Below are 25,455 nucleotides of genomic sequence, written 5' to 3' on the forward strand. Positions count from 1 at the left end.
GTCTTTACGGCGCCCAATTTATTCAATAAAAAAGTGACCACAGAGTCATAGGAGAGCCAAATGGATTTTAATTTCAACGATGACCAACGTCAGTTTGCCGATCTTGCGCGCCAGTTTGCCGCGGAAGAATTAACCCCGTTCGCCGCCAAGTGGGATGAAGAACATCATTTCCCCAAAGACGTGATCCAAAAAGCCGGTGAGCTAGGTTTTTGCTCTCTGTATTCGCCAGAATCCGAAGGTGGCATGGGCTTATCGCGCCTCGATGCCTCGATTATTTTTGAAGAACTTGCCAAGGGCTGCACCGCGACCACGGCCATGCTGACCATTCACAATATGGCGACTTGGATGGTGACGACTTGGGGCACTGAAACTCTGCGTCAGACTTGGTCTGAGCCGTTAACCACTGGGCAGATGTTAGCGTCATACTGTTTGACTGAGCCGGGCGCGGGTTCGGACGCTGCATCTTTGCAAACCAAAGCGGTGCGCGACGGCGATGAATATGTGATTTCAGGCTCGAAAATGTTTATCTCGGGTGCGGGCGCCACTGAGCTTTTAGTCGTGATGTGCCGTACAGGTCAAGCTGGGCCTAAGGGAATTTCGGCCATTGCCATTCCGGCGGATGCCGCTGGTGTTATCTACGGTAAAGCCGAAGATAAAATGGGCTGGAATGCACAGCCGACCCGTCAAATCACCTTTGAAAACGTGCGCGTGCCAGTAGCGAATTTGCTCGGTGAAGAAGGCCAAGGTTTTGCTTTCGCGATGAAAGGCTTAGACGGCGGTCGCATCAATATCGCTACCTGTTCTGTGGGGACGGCGCAGTCGGCTTTAGAGCGCGCAACTCAATATATGAATGAGCGTCAGCAATTTGGTAAACCGTTAGCGGCTTTCCAAGCGCTGCAATTTAAGCTTGCCGATATGGCGACAGAATTAGTCGCAGCCCGCCAAATGGTGCGCCTTGCGGCCTTTAAACTCGATAGTGGTGATCCTGAAGCCACGGCTTATTGCGCTATGGCGAAACGCTTTGCCACTGATGTGGGGTTTCAAGTCTGCGATGCGGCGCTGCAAATTCATGGTGGATATGGTTATATAAGGGAGTACCCGCTGGAACGTCATTTCCGTGATGTGCGTGTGCATCAGATTTTAGAAGGTACTAACGAAATTATGCGCTTAATTATCGCCCGTCGTTTACTCGATGAAAATGCAGGACAAATCCTGTAATTCAACTCGCAATATGCGTGACTTACAGGTCGGCGATAACTGAAAAGGAGTCTATAAAGATGGAATATTTAGTTGAACGTATCGAAGGCCACACGGCGATTCTGACTATGAACAATCCGCCAGCCAATACTTGGACTGCCGAGAGTTTACAGGCGCTTAAAGCCAAAGTGCTTGAGCTGAATGCCAATAAAGATATTTACGCCTTAGTGTTAACGGGCCAAGGGCAAAAGTTCTTCTCCGCTGGCGCCGATTTAAAACTGTTTAGCGATGGTGACAAAGGCAATGCGGCAACGATGGCAAAGCATTTTGGTGAAGCCTTTGAAACCTTAAGCCAATTCCGCGGTGTGTCGATTGCCGCGATTAATGGCTATGCCATGGGCGGCGGCTTAGAAGTCGCGTTGGCCTGCGATATTCGTATCGCCGAAATTCAAGCTGTAATGGCATTACCCGAAGCGACGGTCGGTTTATTACCCTGTGCGGGTGGCACTCAAAATCTGACCGCATTAGTCGGTGAAGGGTGGGCTAAACGGATGATTTTATGCGGCGAGCGTATCGATGCGACTCAAGCATTGAATCTACGTTTAGTGGAAGAAGTGGTCGACACAGGCGAAGCGCTTAATGCGGCAATCGCCTTAGCCGTCAAAGTGGCGAATCAAAGCCCAAGCAGCGTGACTGCATGTAAGACTCTTATTCAAGCGGGGCGCACTATGGCGCGTAGCCAAGCGCTACCGATTGAGCGTGAGTTATTTGTCGGATTATTTGATACTGAAGATCAGGCCGAAGGCGTGAATGCGTTTTTAGGGAAACGTAAAGCTGAGTGGAGAAACCGCTAATGACGAATGTAGTAGATAATGACGTGGTCGAGCATGTCGCAAATCAGGTCACGACCACACAAAATGTGGTGTTTCAAACCTTAGCCACTGCTTCTGGCAAATTGGTTGGGGTGGTCACACTCAATGTGGAAAAAGCCCTCAACGCCTTAGATTTAGTCATGGTGCGCGCTATGACGGCGCAGCTTAATCTGTGGAAGAAAGATCCCCTTATTGCTTGCATCGTATTAGATGGTAGCGGTGAGAAGGCATTTTGTGCCGGGGGTGATGTGCGCGCTTTATACCATGCTTCCATTGCCGCTAATGGGCAAGTGACTGAGGAAGCAAAGGTTTTCTTCGAAGAGGAATATCGCCTCGATTATCTACTGCATACCTTTGGCAAACCTGTGTTGGTGTGGGGCGATGGCATTGTCATGGGCGGCGGCCTCGGTTTGATGGCGGGCGCGAGCCACAGAGTCGTTACCGAAACTTCTCGTATCGCTATGCCTGAGGTGACTATCGGCCTGTATCCCGATGTGGGCGGCAGTTATTTCCTTAATCGTATGCAGGGCAAGATGGGATTGTTTTTGGGATTGACCGCCTATCAACTCAATGCCGCCGATGCCTGTTATGTGGGCCTTGCGGATCATTACCTGAACCGCGACGACAAAGAGCTGATGTTTGATGCCATGGCAACCTTAGATTGGAGTGATACGCCAGCTCTTAATCATCAACGTTTAGATAGCATGATCAACGAGCTGTCTAATCAAGTGGATATTCCTAAGGGCGACAGTGTATTAGCCGAAAGCCAAGACATAATTGACAGGCTTATGGCGGGCAGTCTGCAGGATATTGCAGCACGCATGTCAACTTTGGTATCGGAAGAAAAGTGGTTAATGAAAGCGCGGGACACCTTCCTTGCGGGTAGCCCTATCAGCTGGCACTTGGTTTATATCCAAGGGCAGTTAGGGACTAAGCTAAGCTTAGCTCAATGTTTCAAATGGGAGTTAACCGCGAGTGTTAACGTGTGTGCCCACGGTGATTTCTGCGAAGGCGTTCGTGCACTCTTGATTGATAAAGACAAGAAACCGCAATGGCGTTTTAAGGATGTTAACTCAGTACCCACAGCGGTACTTGAGCAAATATTGGCTTCCCCATGGGGCGAGGCGCATCCCTTTAACCAACTGAGTTAAGCGTTTAAGGGCCGAGTTGGCTAAGCGCTGTGTTTATCTGCTTAGCCAAGCTCGCTTTACTCTGTGATAAAGTCAGCATAATCAATTTGATAGTATTATCACAACACTAAAAAGAACAACACAGGAGTGATGGCATGAGTACAGTAGCCTTTATCGGTTTAGGTAATATGGGCGGCCCAATGGCGGCCAATTTATTAAAAGCAGGCATGACGGTTCGCGTCTTTGATTTAGTCCCCGAGGCTATGCAGCAATTGGCCGAAAAAGGCGCCTTAGTATCAAGTACCGCCTGCGGCGCTGCGGCGGGCGCAACTGTGGTGATTACTATGCTGCCTGCGGGCAAGCATGTAAAAAACTTATATTTAGGCAATGGAACAGACAAAGGCCTACTTGAAGTGGTTGCGGGTGATACCTTGCTCATCGATTGTTCAACCATCGATGCGCAAAGCGCACAATTAGTGGCGGCCGAAGCGGCTAAAAGCGGCATCGAATTTATGGATGCACCAGTTTCTGGCGGCACGGCAGGCGCGGCAGCGGGTACTTTAACTTTTATTTGTGGTGGCTCGGATAACGCTTTTGAACGTGCGCAACCCGTACTTAAGGCTATGGGTGTGAATATCTTCCACGCAGGCGGTCCAGGTGCGGGGCAAGTCGCGAAAATCTGCAATAACATGCTGTTATCTGTGTTGATGGTCGGTACTTCCGAAGCCCTGCAAATGGGCGTCGATCATGGTCTCGATCCCAAAGTGTTATCCGACATTATGAAGGTCAGCAGTGGCGGAAACTGGACGCTAGAGAAGTACAATCCCTGCCCAGGCGTGATGGAAACAGTGCCTTCTTCTAAGGGCTATCAGGGTGGCTTTATGGTAGATTTGATGGTCAAAGATCTCGGTCTGTCACAAGAAGCTGCATTATTGAGCAACTCTAGCACGCCAATGGGCGCTTTAGCCCGCAGCTTGTATGTTAATCATGCAAGACAAGGCAATGGTCGCCGAGATTTTTCCAGTATATTTGAACAATTTGCACCACTTAAAAAATAGACACAGATAACAAGGGATCACCAGATGGATTTAAAAGATAAGGTTGTCGTCATTACTGGCGGCGCGGGTGGCTTAGGCTTAGCAATGGCGCAAAATTTTGCGCAGGCGGGTGCTAAGATAGCGCTTATCGATGTGGACCAAGAAAAACTCGAGCGAGCCTGCGCTGAGCTTGGATCGGACACTGAAGTCCAAGGTTATGCCTTAGACATTACCGACGAAGAAGATGTCGTCGCGGGTTTTGCCTATATTCTCGAAGATTTTGGTCAAGTGAACGTGTTAGTGAACAACGCCGGTATTTTGCGTGATGGCATGTTAGTCAAAGCCAAAGACGGCAAGGTCACTGATCGTATGTCTTACGAGCAATTCCAATCGGTGATCAATGTGAACCTGACCGGCAGTTTCCTCTGTGGCCGTGAGGCCGCAGCGGCCATGATTGAATCGGGTCAAGCGGGGGTGATTGTTAACATCTCTAGCCTTGCTAAGGCGGGTAATATGGGCCAATCAAATTACGCGGCCTCAAAAGCGGGTGTTGCGGCTATGTCCGTCGGCTGGGCGAAGGAGTTAGCGCGCTACAATATCCGTAGTGCAGCCGTAGCACCAGGTGTGATTGCGACCGAGATGACGGCGGCAATGAAGCCAGAAGCGTTGGAGCGTTTAGAGAAACTCGTGCCTGTTGGCCGCTTAGGTCATGCCGACGAGATAGCTTCTACCGTACGTTTTATTATTGAAAACGATTATGTTAACGGTCGTGTGTTTGAAATCGATGGTGGTATTCGTCTTTAGAGCGATATCTTATTGATTTGCATAAAAACCGAGCTTAGGCTCGGTTTTTTTATAGGGTAAATAAAGATAATGGTTCTTATGCCCTAGCTTTCGGATTTATTTAGATTTCACTGTTGGAGTTGACATTTAGTTGTTAACCTTCAACAATCGCTCTCCCGTTTTTTTACATAACTTTACAAACATGTTGATCACATGTAATGGAGCTTGAAATCCGGATGTCTTGGCAGGAAAAAGCCCACTGGCTTGAGAAAATCACTAAGCGCATGATGTTGATCGTGGGTATCTTAGGGTTGGTTGTGATTTATTGCGGTTTCTTTTTTCTGCTCTTTAGTGGCCGCTCTGTGGCCGTGATCCCATGGTTTTTTCTTATCTCACCTTGGGTGTGTATTTATTTTGGTTTAACGCAAGTACAACAAGTGCAAGTGGTAAATTGGTTCTTAAAAAAATTTAAAAAATAACTAATTTACACATAACTCATTTCTGCAAGTTCATATTTTGTTTCGGTTTGTGCAGTTGGCAAACATTGGGGAGAAACAATGAAGCTACATGGATATTTATGGATGCTGGGGGGCTTATTTTGTTTAGGTGCTTGCGAGCGCTCGAACAAAGAGACGCCGCATCTTAGTGATAATGGCGCGCGCATAGTTGCGCCCTATGGTAGTTGGCAGTCTCCGCTATCGGCGACTGAAGTTTTTGAGCAGGCCGATAATGTGGCTGAGTTGCAAAGCGTTGATGGTGCTATTTATTTCTCTGAATCTGATGGTGAAAAACAAGGCAAAGTCGGGATCAAACGCCTCGACCAACGTGGAAAAATTACCGACATAGTACCGCCTGCGTTTAATGTTAAATCCGCCGTTCATGAATACGGTGGTGCCGCCTTTTTGGGGATTGGTCAGAGTCTGTTTGCCACTAAGGCACAGGACCAACTGTTTTATCGTTTTGCCCCTAATCAACCCCCTTTGCCTTTAACGCCAAATGGTACTCGCCATGCAGATTGTATTGCTTACCCCAAAGGGTCGAGGATTATCTGTGTGCGCGAAGATCATCGTCAAGCGGGTGAGCCTAAGGCGAGTCTTGTTACCATTAATCTTAATTTTGCCGGTGAAGGCGATACTTTTGTTTCGGGCCATGACTTTATTTCTTCGCCAGCCATCTCGCCCGATAACAGCCAACTGGCGTGGATCACGTGGGAACATCCCTATATGCCATGGGATAATAGCGTGCTCTGGCTTGGGGATCTGGACCGTAAAGGACAATTACACAATATTCGTAAGGTAAACACGCCCGCAGATTCTTCGGTGTCGCAGCCGTTATTTAGTCCTGATGGACAATTGTATGTCGTATCGGATATCAGTAACTGGTGGAATATCTATCGAGTCACGGCACAAAATACCTTAGACCCAGTGCTAAAGAAAAAGGCCGAGTTTGCGGTGGCTGATTGGTATTTAGGCAATCATAATTATGCCTTTGAATCCGAAAAAACGATTATTGCCAGTTATATGCTTGGTAGTCAGGCCGTTTTAATTCGACTGCATCTAGATTCAGGCCTGACCGAATCTTTGGCCGTCGACTTTGGTGAAATCACCCAAGTGATCCGAGGGGAAGATGCTGTTTATTTTGTCGGCGCTAAGGCGACGCCAGAGAAGGGCATTTATAAAGTGATCGGTCGTGGTACTGAGTTGGTGTATACCCCTAACTTACCAAAACTTAATCCCAATTATATCTCCCGTGCTAAAAATATTACTTTTAAAACAGGTGCTAACCAGCAAGCTTACGGTTATTTTTATGGTCCGGTTAACCCCAACTATACTGCGCCTAATGATACCCGTCCGCCCTTGATTGTAATGTTACACGGCGGACCTACGGCGCGGGCGAGTCTGGCTTATCGCAGTGATATTCAATTTTGGACCAGCCGAGGCTTTGCGGTTCTCGATGTTAATTTCCGTGGCAGCAGTGGTTTTGGCCGTGCTTATCGTCAAAGTATCTACGGAAAATGGGGCCAAGTTGATGTGGAAGATGCGGTCAATGCGGCCCGTTATTTAGTTGATAAGGGTTGGGTCGATGGACAAAAACTGGCGATTCGAGGTGTGAGCGCTGGTGGGTTAACTGTGATGTCGTCATTGGCATTTTATGATGTATTTCAAGCGGGGGTGAGCTATGCGGGGATCAGTGACTTTGAACAGCTCGCCAAGAGTACCCATAAATTCGAGACTGGCTACTTAGATCTGCTCATCGGCCCCTATGGTGAAAATCAAGCCCGCTATAGGGAACTGTCGCCCCTGCATCACCTTGAAGGATTGAATGAGCCTTTATTAATTTTTCAAGGATTACGTGACCAAATCGTACCACCACAGCAGTCGCGGCAGATTTATGAGGCGTTAAAAGTGAGAGGCGTACCCACGGCTTATATCGCTTATCAGGATGAACCCCACGGCGGTTGGAAACCTGAGCACAAGGCCGCAGGATTAGAAACTGAGCTGGCATTTTATGGGCAAGTGTTTAACTTTACCCCTGCGGGTAAGCTTGCAACACTGGTACTGGATAATGCCGCGGCGCTAAAGCCAACCATAGTGAGAAGCCAATAACGCGGTATTTACCGTTATTGAACTTGGCCATCACTATTGCGATTGGCTTTTACTGCAACACTCAGAGCCAGCATTTTGCTGGCTCTTGTGATTTTCATGGCTGCCATGAGTCTCGTGACTTAGGCTGTCGATAATGGCGCAGTGGGGCTGATCGCCGCCTTGGCATTGGGTCACCATGTGCTGTAATTGCGCCCTAAGCTGCTGTAACTTATTGATTTTATGCTCGACATAGGCAAGGTGAGTTTGGGTAAGCTGCTTAACGTCCTCGGCATTACGGCTTTCATTGCCCTTAAGACCAAGCAAGGATTTGCAATCCTCTAGGCTAAAACCTAAGTCGCGACATTGATGCACAAACTTAAGTCCTTCAATATCTTGATGGCGATAAACTCGATAACCCGCCTCATTGCGCTCGCCGCACACTAAGCCAATATCATGATAATAACGGATACTCTTAACACTTAAGCCCGTTTGTTTCGCTACTTCACCTATCTTCATTTTGACCTCTATTTTTCCAACTGAATGGTATCACCCATTTCGCCCAGCAATTAATTGTCGATGTGATCACATTGAGCAAATTCATCCTTGACTCTCCAGTGATGGGAGACTTTATCTTAGACCTATAGTGTGAAACATCAAGTGAGGGATCTCCCATGTCTATGACCAGACTCTATGTCGCCAATATGAATTGCGCTGGCTGCGTCGCAAAAATTGAAAAGGCGTTTGCCGCCCAAGAGGGCGTCGAAGCGCGTGTGAATCTCGCCGATAAGCAAGTGACGGTAGAAGGCAAGATGAGCGCAGATACCGCCTTGACTGTGATGGCGAATGCGGGTTATCCGGCGCAGGTCGTTATTGATGCTAAAGTCGCCGCCGAAGAAAAACGCCTTGAAGATGCCGCCGAGTATCGACTGCGGATGCGCCAAGCTATAGCCGCGCTCGTTGTGGGTGTGCCTATGATGCTGTGGGGATTACTGGGCGGTGAAATGATGATCAACAGCCCAAATCTGCAGTTAGGTTGGGGCATCATGGGACTGGTCACTTTGGCTTTACTCATCACCACAGGTGGCCATTTTTATCAAGGAATGTGGCGGGCGCTCAAAGCCAAAACCACTAACATGGATACGCTGATTGTGCTGGGTACCAGTACCGCGTGGGCCTATTCCATGTTGGTAGTCATTATGCCGAGCGCATTCCCTATGGATACCCGCCATGTGTACTTTGAGGCGAGTGTGATGATTCTAGGTTTAATTAACTTAGGTCATGGACTCGAACTCAAAGCGCGGGGCAAAACCAGCGAAGCGGTGCAGCGACTGCTCGGGTTGCAATCCACTACTGCGATTCGTATTACGGATAAGGGTGATGAAAAGGTTGAGATAAGTCAGTTGAAACTGGGTGATAAGCTGCGTTTGCGCCCCGGTGACAGAGTTGCCCTTGATGGTGAGGTCGAAACAGGACAATCCCTACTTGATGAAGCCATGCTCACAGGTGAGCCTATTCCCGTGCTTAAAAATCGCGGCGACAGTGTGAGTGCGGGCACAGTCAACGGCAATGGCAGCCTAGTTTACCGAGTGACGGCGGGACAACAAGATACTAAGCTCGCCAAAATCATTGCATTGGTGCAACAGGCACAAACGTCAAAATTACCCATAGGTCGATTGGCCGATAAGATCTCCGCGGTATTTGTCCCTACTGTGGTGGCGATAGCACTACTGGCGGCGGCTATTTGGTATTTTGCAGGTCCAGCGCCCGCCTTAAGCCATGCGTTAGTGGTGCTGACGAGTGTGCTCATCATAGCTTGTCCCTGTGCGTTGGGGCTGGCTACGCCTATGTCTATCATGGTGGCTGTGGGCCGCGCCGCCCAAATGGGCGTGTTAGTCAAAAATGGCGAAGCGTTGCAAACCGCCAGTAAAGTTGATTGTGTGGTGCTGGATAAAACCGGCACTGTCACCTTAGGTAAGCCGCAAGTCACTGACTTTGTATTAGTACAAACACTGAGTGATGCCGACAAAGAAACCTTGCTGGGCGAAATTGCAAGCCTTGAGCAGCACTCTGAGCATCCGTTAGCGGGGGCGATTGTCAGTTATGCCAAGGAATCACTGACTCAATTGCCCGATACACAGGCGTTTACGAACCATCAAGGTAAGGGGATTGAGGGCAAGGTCGATGGCGTATCGCTGGCGATAGGTAATCTCGCCTTGATGACGGCATTGAATATTGTCAATTCCGATGGCAGTGCCTTAGATCCTAACGCGACATTAAGTTTTGCGAACCAAGGTAAAACCCCAATTTATATCGCTAAAGCGGGCAAGTTAGTGGCCACTATCGCACTTGCCGATCCGATTAAACCCGATGCCAAAGAAGCCATTGCGGCCATGCTGCAAAGGGGCATTCGCGTGGTGCTGTTAACGGGGGATAACCCACAAACGGCGCAGGCGGTGGCCGACCAAGTGGGTATCACCGAAGTGATTGCTGGTGTATTGCCCGAGCAAAAACAACAGTATGTGCTGGATTTACAAAAGCAAGGGCATGTGGTGGCTATGGTAGGGGATGGTATTAATGATGCGCCAGCTCTGATGAGTGCCGATGTGGGGATCGCGATGGGATCGGGCACTGAGGTGGCGATTGAAAGTGCGGATATCACCTTACTGTCGCAGCAATTGATAGTGATTGCTAACTTATTGGCATTGTCGCGGGCGACGATTACCAATATTAAGCAGAATCTGTTCGGCGCCTTTGTGTATAACAGTTTGGGTATTCCGGTTGCGGCGGGCGTGCTTTATCCACTTACTGGCATGTTATTAAGCCCTGTGATTGCGGGTGCGGCCATGGCTTTGTCTTCACTTACTGTCGTCACGAACGCCAACCGCTTAAGACGGCAGAAGTTATAAGTTGTCGATACCTAAGCTAACTTAAAATGTTGAAACGGGTATCTTGAGCTAACTCTGGGCTATGTCCACATTAACACTTACCACATAAGTCCTTAGCAGATAGTCCCTAAACAGATACTCCTTTAGCATCGCCAAGCTTTGCGACGCTAAGGGTCATCCGATTGTCATTCTGCTCGAATACATTGAAAGCTAAGCCAATAAGGTAAAATTAATTACGCTTCTCATACAGGCATAGTGCGGCGATCTCGGCATTCCCTCTGGCTTTCTAGCCGCCTTTTTAGTTGATAATTTAGCCCAAACTGCTATAGTGCCACGTTTATTTTTACCCCTTCGGCATAGCGTTATTTGGTTTATGCTTATTTAAAGCGGCGCCAACGGGCTCGGCCAACATTACTCGATTTGGAAGTTCATTTTGATCACAACAGCAAATATCACCATGCAGTTCGGCGCTAAGCCACTGTTTGAAAACATCTCAGTTAAATTTGGCGGTGGTAACCGTTACGGTCTTATCGGCGCGAATGGCTGTGGTAAATCGACCTTCATGAAGATCCTGTGTGGTGATCTAGACCCTAGCAGCGGTAACGTCTCGTTAGATGTGAATGAGCGTCTGGGTAAATTAAGCCAGAACCAGTTCGGTTATGAAGAATTCAACCTGATCGATACCGTGATCATGGGCCACCGCGAACTGTGGAAGGTAAAGCAAGAACGTGACCGTATTTATTCTTTACCCGAAATGAGTGAAGAAGATGGCATTACCGTCGCCAACCTAGAGATGGATTTTGCTGAGATGGACGGTTATACCGCCGAATCCCGTGCAGGCGAATTACTGTTAGGTGTAGGTATCGGTATTGAAAGCCATTTTGGTTTGATGTCTGAAATCGCTCCGGGTTTAAAACTGCGTGTATTGTTAGCACAAGCCCTGTTCTCTGATCCAGACGTGCTGCTGCTTGACGAACCTACCAACAACTTGGACATCGACACTATCCGTTGGTTACAAGACATGTTGAACCAACGTAGCAGTACTATGGTTATCATTTCGCACGATAGATATTTTTTAAACTCAGTCTGTACTCATATGGCTGACTTAGACTACGGCGAACTGCGCGTTTACCCAGGTAACTACGACGAATACATGCAAGCAGCGACTCAAGCTCGCGAGCGTTTATTGTCTGATAATGCGAAGAAAAAAGCCCAGATCTCTGAACTGCAAACCTTCGTAGCACGCTTCTCGGCTAACGCTTCTAAGGCGAAACAAGCCACCTCTCGTGCTCGTCAAATCGACAAGATTAAGTTAGATGAAGTAAAAGCCTCTAGCCGTGTGAACCCCTTCATTCGTTTCGAGCAAGAGAAGAAATTATTCCGTAATGCCTTAGTGATTGAAAACCTAACGAAAGGCTACGACACTCCGTTATTCAAAGACTTAAACTTAATTGTTGAAGTGGGCGAGCGCATTGCGGTATTGGGTGAAAACGGCGTCGGTAAAACAACCCTGTTACGTACCCTGATCCATGACATCCCGCAGGATGCAGGTACTATCCAATGGTCTGAAAACGCTAACATTGGTTATTATGCACAGGATCATGAGTCTGATTTCGCTAACGAAATGACCTTGTTCGAGTGGATGAGCCAATGGCGCAAGCCAGAAGATGACGACCAATCGGTACGTGGCATCTTAGGCCGTATGTTATTTGGATCTGACGACATTAAAAAGTCAGTCAAAGTGCTGTCTGGTGGTGAGAAAGGTCGTATGTTATTCGGCAAGCTCATCATGCAAAAAGCCAACATTTTAGTGCTCGACGAACCGACCAACCACATGGATATGGAATCGATTGAATCACTGAACAACGCGCTGGAAATGTACGAAGGGACCTTGATTTTCGTGAGTCATGACCGTGCATTCGTATCGTCTCTGGCAAACCGTATCCTCGAAGTGACTCACACAGGTGTGAATGACTTCAGAGGCACTTACGATGAGTTCCTTGCCAGCAAAGGCATTGAAGTCTAAGGTTATTCGCTCATTTAGCTGCATGTGTAAATACATGCATTTAAATACATGCATTTAAATACAGTGCAGCTAAATGCAACATCAATAAAAACGCCGCAATTCATTGCGGCGTTTTTGTATCCATTGGCTGTCTTTTTATCTAGCGATTAGCTTTTCGCCCACTCGATTTTAGTGCATTGGTGGCACTCGTTAGGGCGCTGACTCTTGCTGCACATAAATCAAATTGTCGGTATTAAAGCCGCGGGCTTTAGACATTTCAACAAACTTTTGCAGCACCTCGGGTGGCACAGTCGGGGTTTTAGCCAATAGCCACAAATAACCTGTGTCGGGTCCCGATATAAAAGCGTATTGATAGTTTTCATGATCTAATTCGAAGACCACATACGATCCATAAAATGGCCCAAAGAAGGAGACTTTCAAATAGCCTTCTGAATCCCCATTCACAAAATAGGCCTTTCCTTCGGCTTCTTTCCATTCGTCTTTAGCCGCGGAAAATCCACGGTTAATGACTCTAACACCGCCATCCTCTTTCAGGCTGTATTCTGCGCTAACTTGGCTTAAGCCTCTTTCGAATGAATGATCTAATCGTGCAATTTCGTACCATTTACCTAAGTATTTATTTAGCTCAAAATCATTCACGGGTTGAACCAGTTTAGGCATGCCTAAGCAACCGCTGAGCAAAAATATACTAATGACTAACAGTAGCTTTCTCAATTTGACCTCCTGATCTTAAGTCTTAGTCGCACGTCTTAAGTGCAATGTTCAATCAATCCTCTGTTGAGCTTACACTATTTTCTTCACATTATTTCAGCTACTTGGCAAAGTGTTGTTGGTTAGCCGCTCGTAATCAATACGTTGCGCTGACTGATAAAGCCTTGGCTAATGCCGGCCAGAAGAATTAAGCCGACACCGATTAATTGCATGGGACTCAAGGTTTCACCAAATATCCACCATGCTAACGTCACTACGATAACCGGTTCCACATAGGCGAGGGTGCCAAAAGTGACAGCAGGCAATTGGCGTAGGGCTTTTACCGCCAGCAAAATGGCTAAAAATCCGGGGAAGAATCCAATCGCAATTAACCAGCCCATTTGCGGCAAACTTGGCGTCAGCGGTGCATTTATCACTAAGGGCAGTAGGCACAAAGCGCCGACACTAAGCTGTACTAAAGTGCTTTGATAGGGCGAACTCAGACTAGGTTTTCGGTTGATTAACATAAAACCGCAGTAGGTTAATAAAGCGAGTAGGGCATAAAAATAGCCTAATAATTCAGTGTGATTGCTCGCTTGCTGCGGCCCTGTGGGGATCATTAACATAAAACCCATTAGTGCGACGACCACGCTTGCCATGCTTAAGCGGGTGAGTTTTTCGGCAAAGAAATAATGGGCGAAAATAGTCGACACCACAGGGGCTAAGTAAATAATCATGATCACTTTGGCCATTTGGGTGTACTGAATGGCTTCAATGTAAAACGCCATAAAGCCCGCGAGCATAGCGCCATTTATATACCCAAGCTACCTCAAGATACGAGTTTCAGAGCGCCTAGGGTGCTTCAATTCAAGGCGCATCAATGACAAAATGTCGGCTACCTTTTGAATTGATGCAACACGGAAGTGGAGTGCCCTAAGCGCTCCGTCCCGGCGGTTTTTAACGCACTTTTTGCTGTGTTGGTTATTTTTAACTTAGTCCACTAGGTCCGCAAATAACCGCCTTGCCTAAAGTGCGTTAAATTTCCGCTGAATCCTGCATTTTGAGGTTGTTTGGGTATAAGTTGCGTTTACTCGGTCTATGGCGAATCTGATGGCCTTTACCTGTAAGCAGCATATAAGCCAATAGAAATAGAGCACCTAGCAGTAAGCGGTAGAAGGTAATATGCTCGGCGGGCAGGGCGGCAAAGCGCGCTAATACACCGATAGTGCCCATAAGAATGGCCGCCAATAGGGCAAAAATGATAGCTAAAGCTGAGCTTGGCATAGGCAACCTGTAACTGAAGAATTTAAGGGCGACACCGTCCTGTGGACGGCGTCGATTTTGCCTTAAAAACTCACCTTAGGCTATGTCGATGTATTAACTTAAATAATGCTTTTACGTGAACGGAAATGGTTAAAGCTATCTTGGCTGTAGGCCGCCTTAATCCGTTTTAACGCGGCGTAATTGTGGTCAAAGTACACATCTGTAGGAATGGCCTTATCTTTGAAACTGATAAAAGCGCCCGAGGTGTTGGGGATGTCATAGTTTCGGCTGGCATCAATCCAATCGAGTGCACGATTAATGCGGGTAAACACTTGGCTATCCTGCAATTGTTGCTTCTCTTGCAGGGCGTTATTCCACCAAGTTTGATATTGAATCGTGTATTGTCTGTCCTTGTAGGGGAAGGCGCTGCGGCTCTTTTGCTCTTCGCCCATAGTGCGATAATAATCACCAGTTATAGCGCCAAGGGTAACATAGGTAAATAGCCCCAATTGACGATTGCCTTCAAGCACATAGCGAGAGGTTAAGCTTTCAAGCAGTGGCTTATAACCGTCCCTCAGGCCCGTTTGATTCACTAAGCGCGAGGTGACTTTATGGGGCGCGGGTTCATCTACATCCGCTGGATTAGGTGAGCGGCTTATGCCTTGTAAGTCAGCTTGCAGATGATGAAAAGATTCCCTTTCCCAACTGGGCATTAGGTTTTCACCGTAGGCTTTGGTGAGTCCGCCCATACCCTCGATGCGAATATCATTGGGGACTAGGCCAAATTCATTAAATTGTGTCTGGATAAAGTGGTTTAGGCTGGCGGAATTGCCCTCCCAAAAACCATACATCAAGCAGTTATGCGTAATCGACTCAGTGTCTATGTCGGGTGTTTTGTGTTGTTCTACGGGTAAATGTTTGGCATTAATCTTGAGATTAGTGCCAATCAAACAGCCAGTGCTGTCGGCATTTATGATGGCTTCCCAGCGCTGTAAAATGTCTTTGGTTGGGGTGTGCTCAATGAGTTCATGGGTTTGTTTATCGTAGCAATTCCATTCTAATTCAAACTTGATAAGGCAAGGCGGTAGTGGAAAGGTTTGAACAAAAAAGCGGGTCACTATGCCGTAACTTAACCCACCGCCACCCTTGAGCGCCCAGAGTAACTCAGGTTTATTGGCAACAGAGACGACTTGGGTTTCACCAATGCCGAGGACGATTTCTGCCTGTAATAGGGATTCGCAGCACATGCCGTATTTGCGGGTCCAAGGTCCTGAGCCGCCTCCCATAATAAATCCCGCTAAGGCAACGCTGCCGCTCGTACTATGGGGGATCATCACGCCTTGTTTGGCAAGGGCTGTGGTGAGATTGATAAAACGATTACCTGGGCCAATGGCCGCAATACCTGTGATGGGATCTAAAGTGAGGCTATCCATCTTCAGCAGATCTAACACTACGGTATTCGTTTCAGTGCTTTCACCTTCGTGATCATTCCCACCCGAGCGCACGCTGATCGGCAAGTTATAATCGATGGCCGCTTTATAGGCGATTTTGACTTCTTCAGTTGACGTGCATTTGATGATCGCCAGTGGTTTTTTTTGTAATCTGCGGTTGAACAGTTGGCAAGCCTGTTGGTAGGCAATCATTTGTTTACCCGTGCTGACCGAGAGTTGCTGCTCACTATAATAATGGCCACCGGTAATAATATTATCGGCCGGAATGTGTGCGCGAACTTCATTGATGAAATTAATAAAGTTTTTGGCTTGAGTGATCACTAAGTTTTCACTAATACGCACTTCAGCACTTAATTCTTCTTCGGTCGATTGAATAATCAGACAATCCCGTTCGAGTTCATTTGCAACGGTGACTTTAATATTAGAGCGATAGGCTGTCAGCGATTTAAACACTTCAACATTGAGTGTAATATCCGCTTGATTACTCGCCGTGTAATTAACTAAATAACTAAAATTAGGCCAAGTGTTATAGTTACATTCAATAATATAGGCTCGGCGTTCGTGGGGTGGAATAATCTTAGGCAGTTGTTGATTATAAGTGTTGCTATCCGTAGTGGTTTTTATGAATTGATATTCAGTGTCATTAAATATGACCAGCAGCACTTTTTGTCTTTTAAGTGGGATAAAGTTTTCACCACGAATATTATGTGCATCTTGATGCTGGTAAATGTAAAGGTTATTTTCGCTAATCGATCTTTGTTGCGCTGGATTACGGTAATAGTCAACGATTTCAGTTCGGGTTAATAATCGATTAAGCAAGGTGATGCCAAATATTTCACCATCGAAATGTGTATCGCGATGATTCGGTAAAGACACGTTTTCAATTAAAAATTCATTGTCGGCAACCAGTGACAGGTTATTGAGTTGTGTATGGGTAATTTCACCATCCACATAACAACTGATTTCATGGTATTCATGGCAGATAGACAATAAGTGCCACTGACCGTCGTTAAGTCCACCTAAGGTTGATATTGCTTCAACCCGCAGTAAGGTGGTATTAATCACGCATTCAATATGCCCAAGTGAATTAATATCCACCGCGAAATAGGTATCTTCTCGATCGGTTTTATAATGGAACACACGCCCACCTGCGCTGGTTTTCAACCAACACTGGTAAGTGAATATGGCAAGGGGTGACGTGCTCACGGGTAAGCTTTTTTCAATCACTGCCCGTATATTTCTTGATGCCTCAAGCTTGTCCATATTCATGAGTCCTTTCGTGTGCTTTGCGTGTTTTCCTCAATGCGCTAAAGCGCCTACTGAGGTCATTCATCCCGTTGTTGATCCATCGCGGATAACTAAGCCGCGGGCAAATAAGTCGCCAATTAATAGGTATTAAAGCGATGTATTGATCCTGTCACGGCCATCAGCTTTGGCGCGATACAATGCGGTATCGGCGGCGCATAGCATGGCGAGTGAGGTACGGAACTGGCCATTAATTTCGCTCGCAATCCCTTGGCTCGCGCTCACAGAGACATAATCGCGCAGCCCTTGCTCGGTAAAGCGCAGGTCATTAATCCCTTGCTGCACTTTTTGGGCAATCGTTAGTGCCATTTTGGCATTGTGGCTTGGTAGAATTAGTGCGAATTCTTCGCCGCCGTAACGCGCTGCCAGGCCAACTTCTATCGGCACTATGTCAGCAATCACTTTGGCAATCTTTCGTAGACATTCGTCCCCTTGGATATGGCCGAATTGGTCGTTGAACACTTTGAAGTAATCCACATCGATAATCACCACGCTGATCGGGCGCAACTTACCTGTGCATTCTTCCCAATAGTGATGCAGCATTTCATCAAAATATCGGCGGTTCGCCAGCCCAGTCAGTGAATCTGTGGCGGCCAATTTACGTAGCTTTTGATTTTCCGCTTTGTGCTGCGTCAAATCGTGCATCATCATCACAAACAGAGGTTCATGGCTGGGGATGTAGGAAATGGAAAGCTCAACATCTTTTGCTTTGCCTGAGGCTGTAATGAGGGTGATTTCTTCGGCGGAGTGCTGCACTGGGATACCGCAATTTTTGCCTAATTTAATATCATTGCTCAGCAGATTGTCGTAGCGAGCTTGGTGGTGTTCAGTCAAAAAGTTGCGCCAATCTTGTCCCTTCAAACTGGCCTGCGGGCACGTCAGTAAGTCAGCACCTTTGCTATTGCTAAAGTAAATGTAACCTTGGGCATTGACGATAATCACCGGCTCAGTCAGATGCTGAATAAATTGTTGAATCGTTTCAATCGAGGCATGTTCGAAGAAGGTTAACGGCAACGAAGGTTCGACCAAGCCTTGCTGCGCAGTGCACTGTGAACCATTGCCTTCACCCACAAGTGATAATGGATGTTGTGAACGTGTCAGTTTAGGTGAGCTTGTCATTGTTATCATTCTCCGTGAACCTAATGTCATCTGCGCTAAGCGCTTTTCTGATGATGACTTTATTCTTCGCAAAGAAAAGATACCTTCTGCTTACCTTCCGATTTAATCTATTGTTTATAAAGGTTTTAAATTTACTCTTCTCACGGTAAATTCTCAGGTTTAGCTGAAACGTGCGAGGTTTTTGGGCATGGCTAAGTTGAAAGAGCGGTACCCATGAGTGGATTTTTGGCTATTAAGCGGCAAGCGCAAAGGATTTTAGTGTCGAAATTTAACTGCAGATAAAGAGTGAGGAACGGTTCGTTTACCCTAAAGGTTGATTTGGATGTAGAGCTTCGCTACTCGATTTTCCTCTACACCATTTACCACCTTGCTGAAGTTTGAAAGCGCACATCGCATCCCAACGACCACTGATGCCACTGTACTGGCGGCGAAAATCTTTAGCAGAGCTGAGCCAAGCATCTGATGCAATCCCTAACTCATTGAGCAGTTTTGGTCGCTGATTATCGATAAAGCCTTTTTTATCATGGCGAATGGCGCGGCCAGTCCAATCGATAAGTTCCAGATAATCCGCAAAATGAAAAGGGATGCCCGTTTGTTGACTAGAGTGTGTCGCCGCATCGAACTTGGCGAGAGATTTGTTTATCGTTTGAGGCTTATTTTTTGCGGATTGGACTGATGCTTGCGGTGAGATGATGGTGTTATTTACCTGCTTGAGTGCACTAATTCTTTCTTGGATCGAGGTGAAATCAGAAGATTGCAAAGAATCGGCAATGCCAGCTCGAATAGGATTCAAATCAACGTACATCATACACGCCAGTAATGCTTGCTCATCTAACAGTGCTTGGGATTTAAAACGGCCTTCCCAGAAGGCACCTTTGCACTCATCTTCTCGATTTGCGTTACGGGCAATCTCTTCATTTAGGCATCGCATAAACCAAGAGATACTGCTTAATCGCTCTTGCCACTCGGCAATTAAGGCATCGAGTAACATGCGTTCACCGTCGATTAATGCATCACCATTCATATATTTAGTGGCAATAGCATGGCCTTTGGTGATTTGACACCAGCGACTGATAATGTCTCTTTGCGTTAACGATTTAGCCTTCTCCACGTCAATCTTAAGCACTAAATGATAGTGATTGCTCATCACCGCATAGGCGCAGATATCGATACAAAAGATGGTGGATAATGCTTTGATTTTATCGACAATCCAGCCACGTCTATGCTCATAACTGCGGCCTGTGAGTTTATCCTCACCGCACAGAAAAGCCCTTCTGACACAGCGATTTATCACATGATAGAAGGGCGTTGTATTAGCATCGATAAGCATTCTTCTGGCCGAGGTCATCATCCGCTCCAAACAGACGCAATCAAGATAATGTAAAGGCTAGTATAAGAGGGGATAAAGCACAAAAAGACATGGCTGTCCCCGTTTTTAGTTTTTACTAGCAACCAAAGATAGTGCTGTTATGGGAAAACGGAGTATAAGCGGATGTCTTGTGAGAAATGCTCTGCCGTAGCAGCAGAGCATTTTGAGCTCATTTCAGGAGGCGTTTATCTAGAAAATATATGGCTGTCCTGAAAGAATTCTTAGGGTGTGAAAGTAGATTGTAAAAGTTTTTTGATAAGCAGAAAAAGGGGACACATTAGCAAAAGCTACCGTCCCCGATTTATTGCGGTTTTGATTAATTTGGGTCGTTGATGATTTCTGGATCAGGACTCAGTAGCATTAGAGTATTGGTACTATTTGTTAATATAAACTGGAATTTTGTTGTGCCTGGTGTGTGGTCCAGATCAACCATTTGCAGCAGTTTACCATCACTGCTTAAGGTTACAGCATCAATAATCTGATCGAATGGGGTTAAAAATCCTGCGCCTACGAACTTTAGATCTTTTCCTGTTTGGTCATCAAGTAGATAAGTGATAGTACTAGCGGCTGTGACTGTAACATCGCCTTGGCATTCAGCGCCTTCGGCATCAGTATAGCTAAAAACAGGTTCACCATTTTCTAGTGTGACGGTAACTTTAATATAGTGCGCTTGACCATAAGTATTTTGCATATAATATTTCCTTGTTGGTTGTTAAAATTTAATATCTTTAATTGACGCTGCTTTAAGTTGCTTAAGTAATGTAGGGGAAGTCTCTAACTCTCCTAAACAATCTAAGGCTTTTGCATAAGGGTATAAGTATTGAGGGTCTTTATCTTTTTTTTGAATGGACTCTAGTCTTCTCTTTGCGCTTAGACAATATTTTTTCATTGAGTTAAGGTCGTTTATATTTTTTGATTGTTTAGCTATTAATAGTTCAGTTTCAGCTAGGCTAGCATAGTGTTTATAATCATTTGGAGCATCTTTAATTAAGTCTTTGAGTGACAAAAATGCTTTATCTAAATATACTAGTGCCTTTTTAGGTTGTTCAAGTATTTGGTAGTAATAAGCTGAGTTTTTAAGGTGGGTGGCCTTAAGTTGTTGGTAACGTTTACTCTTTATAAAGCTTTCACTTTCGCTAGCTAGTTCTACATCTAATGTTTCAGGTGTGTATAGAACTCGTTTATCTTGAATATTTGCATTAAGTAACATTAGTTGGAGTTTTAGATAGTATAGTTTTACTTTCCATGAAGTATTTTGGTTATCTAAATTTAAAGCTTGTTGTATAACTCGTTCGCCTTGTAATGCATTATCGAAAGCTAGGCTTAGTTGTCCTTGATATTCATATAAAAATGAAAGTCTCTGATATCCAATAGATAGCCTGTCAAGTAAATATCCGTCTGCATCTTTTAACTTACGTTGGGCTTCTAATTCCGATTGCAGTTGTAAGTTAATTGTAATTGCAGAGTTTAAATCCCCAAGAGACACTGCCGCACTCGCTAACCAAGATCGTGCATTCGCAATATCCGCAATCAGCTGGCTATCTTGAGGCGCTTTAGCCAACGCCAGCAATTTAAGCCTTAATGACTCTTCAAAATCTTGCTGCGCTTTGGCAAATTCCTGCTGTTTCATCGAAACTGAGCCCAAAGTGTTATGGGCATAGGACAGCTCCATCAGCGCATCTTTATCCTCTGGCGCAAGGGCGTACATGGTTTGGCTGTATTTTAAGTATTGCTCGTAAAAAGGGCGCGATGCCGCCCAATCACTCACATCATACTTAAGCTGGCCTAACCAAAACGCATTGGCACCTAGAGTTTTCAGTAGGGCTAAGTTTTCCGGCTGCAATTCGAGCAGTGGCAGCATTTTTTCTTGCGCTGCGAGTAATGCGCTGCGAGCTTCATCGATTTTATTGCGCGAATAGGCGACTTCGCCCATGGCCTCTAAGGTTTGGCCGTGTTGGAAGCGGGCATCGAAGCTTAAGTGCGCGTCATCCTCTTTATTGGAAAAATCACTGAAATATTCCAGTGCCTTATTGCTGATCCCGTCGAGTAAGTCCATACGGCCGATGCCGCGCATCTTGTCGGCGAAGTCACCCACCATAAAGCCGAGCAAATCTTCGGCGGCGAGGCGTTTTTGCAGGGCAAGTTTTTCGGCCTCTATGCTGCGCACGCTCATAATAATGGAGGTGAGGGTGAGGACGCATAATAGGGTAACGGTTAAACGCCTCGTCCAGCGCAGCATATTGGCGCGTTTGCTGGAGGCTGTGATAAAGGCGGTTTCGGGATCGTCTAAATCGAATAACGGATTTTGGCTGAGGCTTTGGGCTTCTTTTAAAGGTTTACCTTCAGCGAGTAGATAAGCGCTGTGTTTGGCTTCGCTGAGCCAACGCTTAGATAAATGCTGTAGGCGACTCTTAATGCTTAAGCTGTCGTTATGCTCGCTAATCCAAGCGGTTGCCCGCGGCCAACGGCGCAACAGGGCTTCGTGGGCGATGCTAAAACAGGGTTCACCATTTTGCAGATGCGACACGAATAAGCGGCTATCGACCATGGCTTGCACTAGGGCGGTTTCGGCCGTGCTTTGCAGCTGCGACCAGCGAGCGGTGCGGCTGGTGATGGACTTTTCATCTTCACGTAGGGTCACTAGCAGAGATAAAATTCGTGGTAGGCTGGCTTTTTCGGCATCGCTTAAATGGGAAATCGCCTGCTCGGCATTTTTGCCAATCGCCCCTTCAATACCGCCAAGTGCATGATAAACAGAGACTAATAACTTATCGTCGGCGCTGCGTTGCAAATACAAGGCTTGCAGAGTGTATTGCAACATGGGCAACGCATCTGGGTTACTGGCCGCATCGCTGCAGAGCATTTCGTCGAGCGGCATCGCGGTGTCGCTGTCAACTTCCCAGCTTAAGTTGGCAGCCACTGCGGGCAGGCGGATCATTTGTAATAGCTCAGTGCGTGTTGGCGGCGCTAAGTCAAAGTGGGCGCCGCGGGCTTTACCCGCCATTAAGCTTGGGTAATTGACCAATAAAGGATAAAAATCGTTGCGACAGGCACTGATGATAATCACGGCTTTTGAGGTGGCGAGTTGTTCCAATAATTCTATGAACTGAGTTCGTTCGGTATCGCTAAATAGCGGTGATGAGAGCAACACTTCTAATCGGTCGATAAACAAGGCAAAAAACGGATTAGAAAAGGGTTTAGCCTTGAGCGCTTGGGTGCACTGGTCGATTACGCTTTGGATATCTTCGATGAGTTGAATCGCCAGAGTCTCAGCGCTCATGCCTTCGAATACTGGGGTGTCGTTGATTTCCCAGTCGAGCATAGCACTGGCAAGATCGGTGAGTAGTTGCCCTTTACTCACATCGGCAAAATCTAAGCTGCTGAATGACGCGACACCAATGCCGTTATAGCCGTCGCCCTTCATTAAATTGGGCACAACACCCGCATTTATCAGGGAGGATTTACCGCTGCCACTTGGACCTAAGATCAGGCAGAAGGCACGGCCAAACAGGATTTGTTGACTTATCCGGTTAAGCAAAGTGCTGATTTGTTCACTGCGGCCAAAAAACACCTCGGCATAATTAGCGCTATAGGCTTGGAGCCCCGGAAAGGGCGAGCCGCCTTGCCAACTCTGTGGGCTGGCGGTGGCTTCGTGGCCGATAGGAAAACGCACTTCGGCTAAGGTGCGATAGCCGCGTTTGCGTATGGTTTCTATATAGGTGGGTTCTGTGGCGCTATCGCCTAATGCTCGACGTAACTGATTGATAATCTTGTGTAGTGGATTGTCGCCGGTATCTACACCTGGCCAGCAGTGGCTGACTATTTCATCACTGCTGACGACTTCGCCCGCCCGTTGACAGAGAAATAGCAGCACATCCATCGCCTTGGGTTCAAGTTGTTTGACTTGTTTGCCAAGGAGCAGACTATTGGCGCTGGGATTGATTTGCCATTCACCAAAGAAAAATGTGCTGTCACTCATAACGATGTCCATTTATTGAGTATTGACCATGGCACGGTAAAAACTTGCGCCGTGAGTCACTCTTATTGTTATACGTATTGTTATAAAGATCTGTGCTTGTCATTCAAAGGTCTGATGTCAAGACCTTGACATTATGCCGTTGATGATTGTTATTTAAAAGGAATAACCCTTGATAATCAATGTAAATTTTATCAGGGTGAGGTGTGGTAAATAGTCTTTAGCTTGTCATTTTTCTGTCAACAGTTTGTGCATTGCGCTAGATGTTAAATAAGGTGATGGCTTTTAGGTGTAGATTGCAAAAGATCAACAATAAAAAAGTGCCCGTGATTAGGCACTTTGTATTAGAGAGGAACTTAAGGATAACAAGCCTGACTTATCAGTACCTTAAGTTAAGTATCTTAACGTTAGCCCCTTAACATTCGTCCCTTTGGATTAGCGCGATAAGGTTAGTGCCTTGGCTTGATAGCTTAATCTGGCCATTTGACCTTGATCTTGCAGTTCTAATTCATTGAGTTCGAAGGGCGGCTGTAAACCCGAGGCTTGGATGAGCTTAGGATCTAACATCAGCTTTAACTTCGGCGACTCTGGGGTTAGCCAATTGGCCGCTTGGGTGCGTAGAATCGCCACCTTTTGACCTTCGGCATTGGTGCCCGTTAACGTGCCACTTAAGCCAAAACGTCCCGCCTCGGCGACCGATAACTCAAAGTTGATTTGGTTAGGTAGGCCTTTATCCCAAACCGTGAGCACTTCGGGCTTGATGCTCGCCGAATTGACATAGGACTTAAAGACAGATTTGACCGTGCGCTGCACCGGTCTGCCATCGACTTGGGTTTGCACTGTGATTTCAATTTCACTGAAACCCGCATTGCTGCTCGAAAGTGCAACGCCCGCGGGGATCACCGCTTGCCATGTCTCCCCTTGTTTTACCATCGCCAGCGGTTGCATATTGCCATCGGCTTGCTTGAGTTTTGCCTGTGGCACAAAGGCGTTATCACTTTGGCTGAGTGCGAGTTCAAGCCCAAGGGTTTGCGCATCCGCCGCGATGGTGGTGGGGGCTTTGACGCTTAGTTGATAGGGCGAGCCTTTTTCCTTCACATTGACTAAGTAGCTGGCGCTCGGTGTTAACGGCTGGCTGACCTGTAGGCGATATTCGCCCGGTGTGGCCTTCGCCGACATTTGTAATGCACTGGAATCATCGGTTAACCCTGCGCTAGCCAAAGCATCGGCGTTGACCATCGATTTGACCAGTGACTCATTGGTGTTTATCCCACTGCTGTTGGCTGCTTTGCCTTGGGGTGACTGATTAGGGGGAACGCGCTGAATTTGCACGCGCTCAGGGGCAATGACCTCGGCGTGCATTAAGGCGCCAGAGCGGGTATCGCCCCGAGGTGCAATGCGCACTAAGCTAGACGCTTGGCTCATGGTGAGGCCCACGCCCGCATTAAGCTGTGCGCCTGTTACATTGACCCAATACTCGTCACTTTGGCTGGCTTGCTCCAGCTTAAGTATACTCGCTTGATACTCACCGTACAGCGGGGTGATAAAGCTAATGTAATCCGTACTGGTGTTGATGGGCGTGAGTGTTGGGCTGGCAATATTGCTATCGACTAAATCGGTATCGCTCGGCGCGGCTAGGGTTAACCCTTTGGCGTACATTGGGCTGGCATTGGTTTTGGGATCTATGGGTGTGGCTTCATCTTGGCAGGCTGCAAGCAGTCCGCTTAGCGCCAAGACACTGGCAAGTTTGCTGAGTGTGTGCATCTT

17 protein-coding genes and 2 pseudogenes are annotated in these 25,455 nt (G+C 46.8%); 9 read left to right on the forward strand and 10 right to left on the reverse strand.

The annotated features are described in order from the left end of the window. Positions 1 to 60: 60 nt before the first annotated feature. The 7 genes from HUB64_RS12770 to HUB64_RS12800 all read left to right on the forward strand — a co-directional run bounded on the left by HUB64_RS12770 (position 61) and on the right by HUB64_RS12800 (position 7,625). Positions 61 to 1,218 (forward strand): acyl-CoA dehydrogenase family protein, encoded by a 1,158-nt coding sequence (locus HUB64_RS12770; protein WP_113938930.1) that lies wholly within the window; start codon positions 61 to 63, stop codon positions 1,216 to 1,218. A 59-nt stretch (positions 1,219 to 1,277) separates the two neighbouring features. Beyond that, the gene (locus tag HUB64_RS12775; RefSeq protein WP_173245775.1) at positions 1,278 to 2,051 is read left to right on the forward strand and encodes an enoyl-CoA hydratase; all 774 of its coding nucleotides are present in this window, start codon (positions 1,278 to 1,280) and stop codon (positions 2,049 to 2,051) included. Further along, positions 2,051 to 3,220, forward strand: a complete 1,170-nt coding sequence (locus HUB64_RS12780; RefSeq protein WP_173245772.1) for an enoyl-CoA hydratase/isomerase family protein — start codon at positions 2,051 to 2,053, stop codon at positions 3,218 to 3,220. The genes HUB64_RS12775 and HUB64_RS12780 overlap by 1 nt, the downstream gene beginning before the upstream one ends. 134 nt (positions 3,221 to 3,354) lie before the next feature. Next, positions 3,355 to 4,257 carry a 3-hydroxyisobutyrate dehydrogenase gene (gene mmsB / locus HUB64_RS12785; protein ID WP_131523779.1) on the forward strand — a complete coding sequence of 301 codons (903 nt, stop codon included), beginning with the start codon at positions 3,355 to 3,357 and terminating at the stop codon, positions 4,255 to 4,257. A 24-nt stretch (positions 4,258 to 4,281) separates the two neighbouring features. Then, positions 4,282 to 5,040, forward strand: coding sequence for an SDR family oxidoreductase (locus HUB64_RS12790; RefSeq protein ID WP_011846385.1), 759 nt, complete (start codon positions 4,282 to 4,284; stop codon positions 5,038 to 5,040). Positions 5,041 to 5,255: 215 nt separating this feature from the next. Beyond that, complete coding sequence (locus HUB64_RS12795) at positions 5,256 to 5,498, forward strand: hypothetical protein (RefSeq protein WP_028760560.1); 243 nt, start codon at positions 5,256 to 5,258, stop codon at positions 5,496 to 5,498. Between the two features lie 78 nt (positions 5,499 to 5,576). Then, the gene (locus HUB64_RS12800; RefSeq protein WP_173497116.1) at positions 5,577 to 7,625 is read left to right on the forward strand and encodes a S9 family peptidase; all 2,049 of its coding nucleotides are present in this window, start codon (positions 5,577 to 5,579) and stop codon (positions 7,623 to 7,625) included. Positions 7,626 to 7,658: 33 nt separating this feature from the next. Here HUB64_RS12800 and HUB64_RS12805 read toward each other — a convergent pair whose 3' ends face one another. Beyond that, entirely contained in the window at positions 7,659 to 8,120 is a 462-nt protein-coding gene (locus HUB64_RS12805; protein WP_254451415.1) for a Cu(I)-responsive transcriptional regulator, read from the reverse strand. Positions 8,121 to 8,275: 155 nt separating this feature from the next. On the opposite strand from HUB64_RS12805, the gene HUB64_RS12810 reads away from it, so the two are divergent. Both HUB64_RS12810 and HUB64_RS12815 read left to right on the forward strand, forming a co-directional pair. Further along, the gene (locus HUB64_RS12810) at positions 8,276 to 10,510 is read left to right on the forward strand and encodes a heavy metal translocating P-type ATPase (protein ID WP_173497117.1); all 2,235 of its coding nucleotides are present in this window, start codon (positions 8,276 to 8,278) and stop codon (positions 10,508 to 10,510) included. A gap of 412 nt (positions 10,511 to 10,922) precedes the next feature. Next, entirely contained in the window at positions 10,923 to 12,515 is a 1,593-nt protein-coding gene (locus HUB64_RS12815; protein WP_173497118.1) for an ABC-F family ATPase, read from the forward strand. Between the two features lie 189 nt (positions 12,516 to 12,704). Here HUB64_RS12815 and HUB64_RS12820 read toward each other — a convergent pair whose 3' ends face one another. From HUB64_RS12820 to HUB64_RS12860, 9 genes and pseudogenes are all read right to left on the reverse strand, one after another. After that, positions 12,705 to 13,229 (reverse strand): lipocalin family protein, encoded by a 525-nt coding sequence (locus tag HUB64_RS12820; RefSeq protein WP_168823132.1) that lies wholly within the window; start codon positions 13,227 to 13,229, stop codon positions 12,705 to 12,707. A gap of 119 nt (positions 13,230 to 13,348) precedes the next feature. Further along, positions 13,349 to 14,020: pseudogene (locus HUB64_RS12825) on the reverse strand (DMT family transporter); the annotation flags it as partial. A 268-nt stretch (positions 14,021 to 14,288) separates the two neighbouring features. Then, positions 14,289 to 14,489, reverse strand: a pseudogene (locus HUB64_RS12830) (EamA family transporter); the annotation flags it as partial. Positions 14,490 to 14,587: 98 nt separating this feature from the next. After that, complete coding sequence (locus HUB64_RS12835; RefSeq protein WP_173497119.1) at positions 14,588 to 17,182, reverse strand: FAD-binding protein; 2,595 nt, start codon at positions 17,180 to 17,182, stop codon at positions 14,588 to 14,590. Between the two features lie 132 nt (positions 17,183 to 17,314). Continuing rightward, positions 17,315 to 18,343 (reverse strand): diguanylate cyclase, encoded by a 1,029-nt coding sequence (locus HUB64_RS12840; protein WP_168823125.1) that lies wholly within the window; start codon positions 18,341 to 18,343, stop codon positions 17,315 to 17,317. Positions 18,344 to 18,644: 301 nt separating this feature from the next. Beyond that, the gene (locus HUB64_RS12845) at positions 18,645 to 19,691 is read right to left on the reverse strand and encodes a transposase (protein ID WP_173497120.1); all 1,047 of its coding nucleotides are present in this window, start codon (positions 19,689 to 19,691) and stop codon (positions 18,645 to 18,647) included. A gap of 337 nt (positions 19,692 to 20,028) precedes the next feature. After that, complete coding sequence (locus tag HUB64_RS12850; protein WP_011789962.1) at positions 20,029 to 20,403, reverse strand: DP-EP family protein; 375 nt, start codon at positions 20,401 to 20,403, stop codon at positions 20,029 to 20,031. A gap of 21 nt (positions 20,404 to 20,424) precedes the next feature. Next, complete coding sequence (locus tag HUB64_RS12855; RefSeq protein WP_173497121.1) at positions 20,425 to 23,691, reverse strand: winged helix-turn-helix domain-containing protein; 3,267 nt, start codon at positions 23,689 to 23,691, stop codon at positions 20,425 to 20,427. A 432-nt stretch (positions 23,692 to 24,123) separates the two neighbouring features. Next, positions 24,124 to 25,452, reverse strand: a complete 1,329-nt coding sequence (locus HUB64_RS12860) for a DUF4785 domain-containing protein (protein ID WP_173497122.1) — start codon at positions 25,450 to 25,452, stop codon at positions 24,124 to 24,126. Between the last annotated feature and the right edge of the window lie 3 nt (positions 25,453 to 25,455).

This window comes from Shewanella sp. ISTPL2, from assembly GCF_013283205.1.
In the GTDB taxonomy this organism is placed as follows: Bacteria; Pseudomonadota; Gammaproteobacteria; order Enterobacterales; family Shewanellaceae; genus Shewanella; species Shewanella oncorhynchi.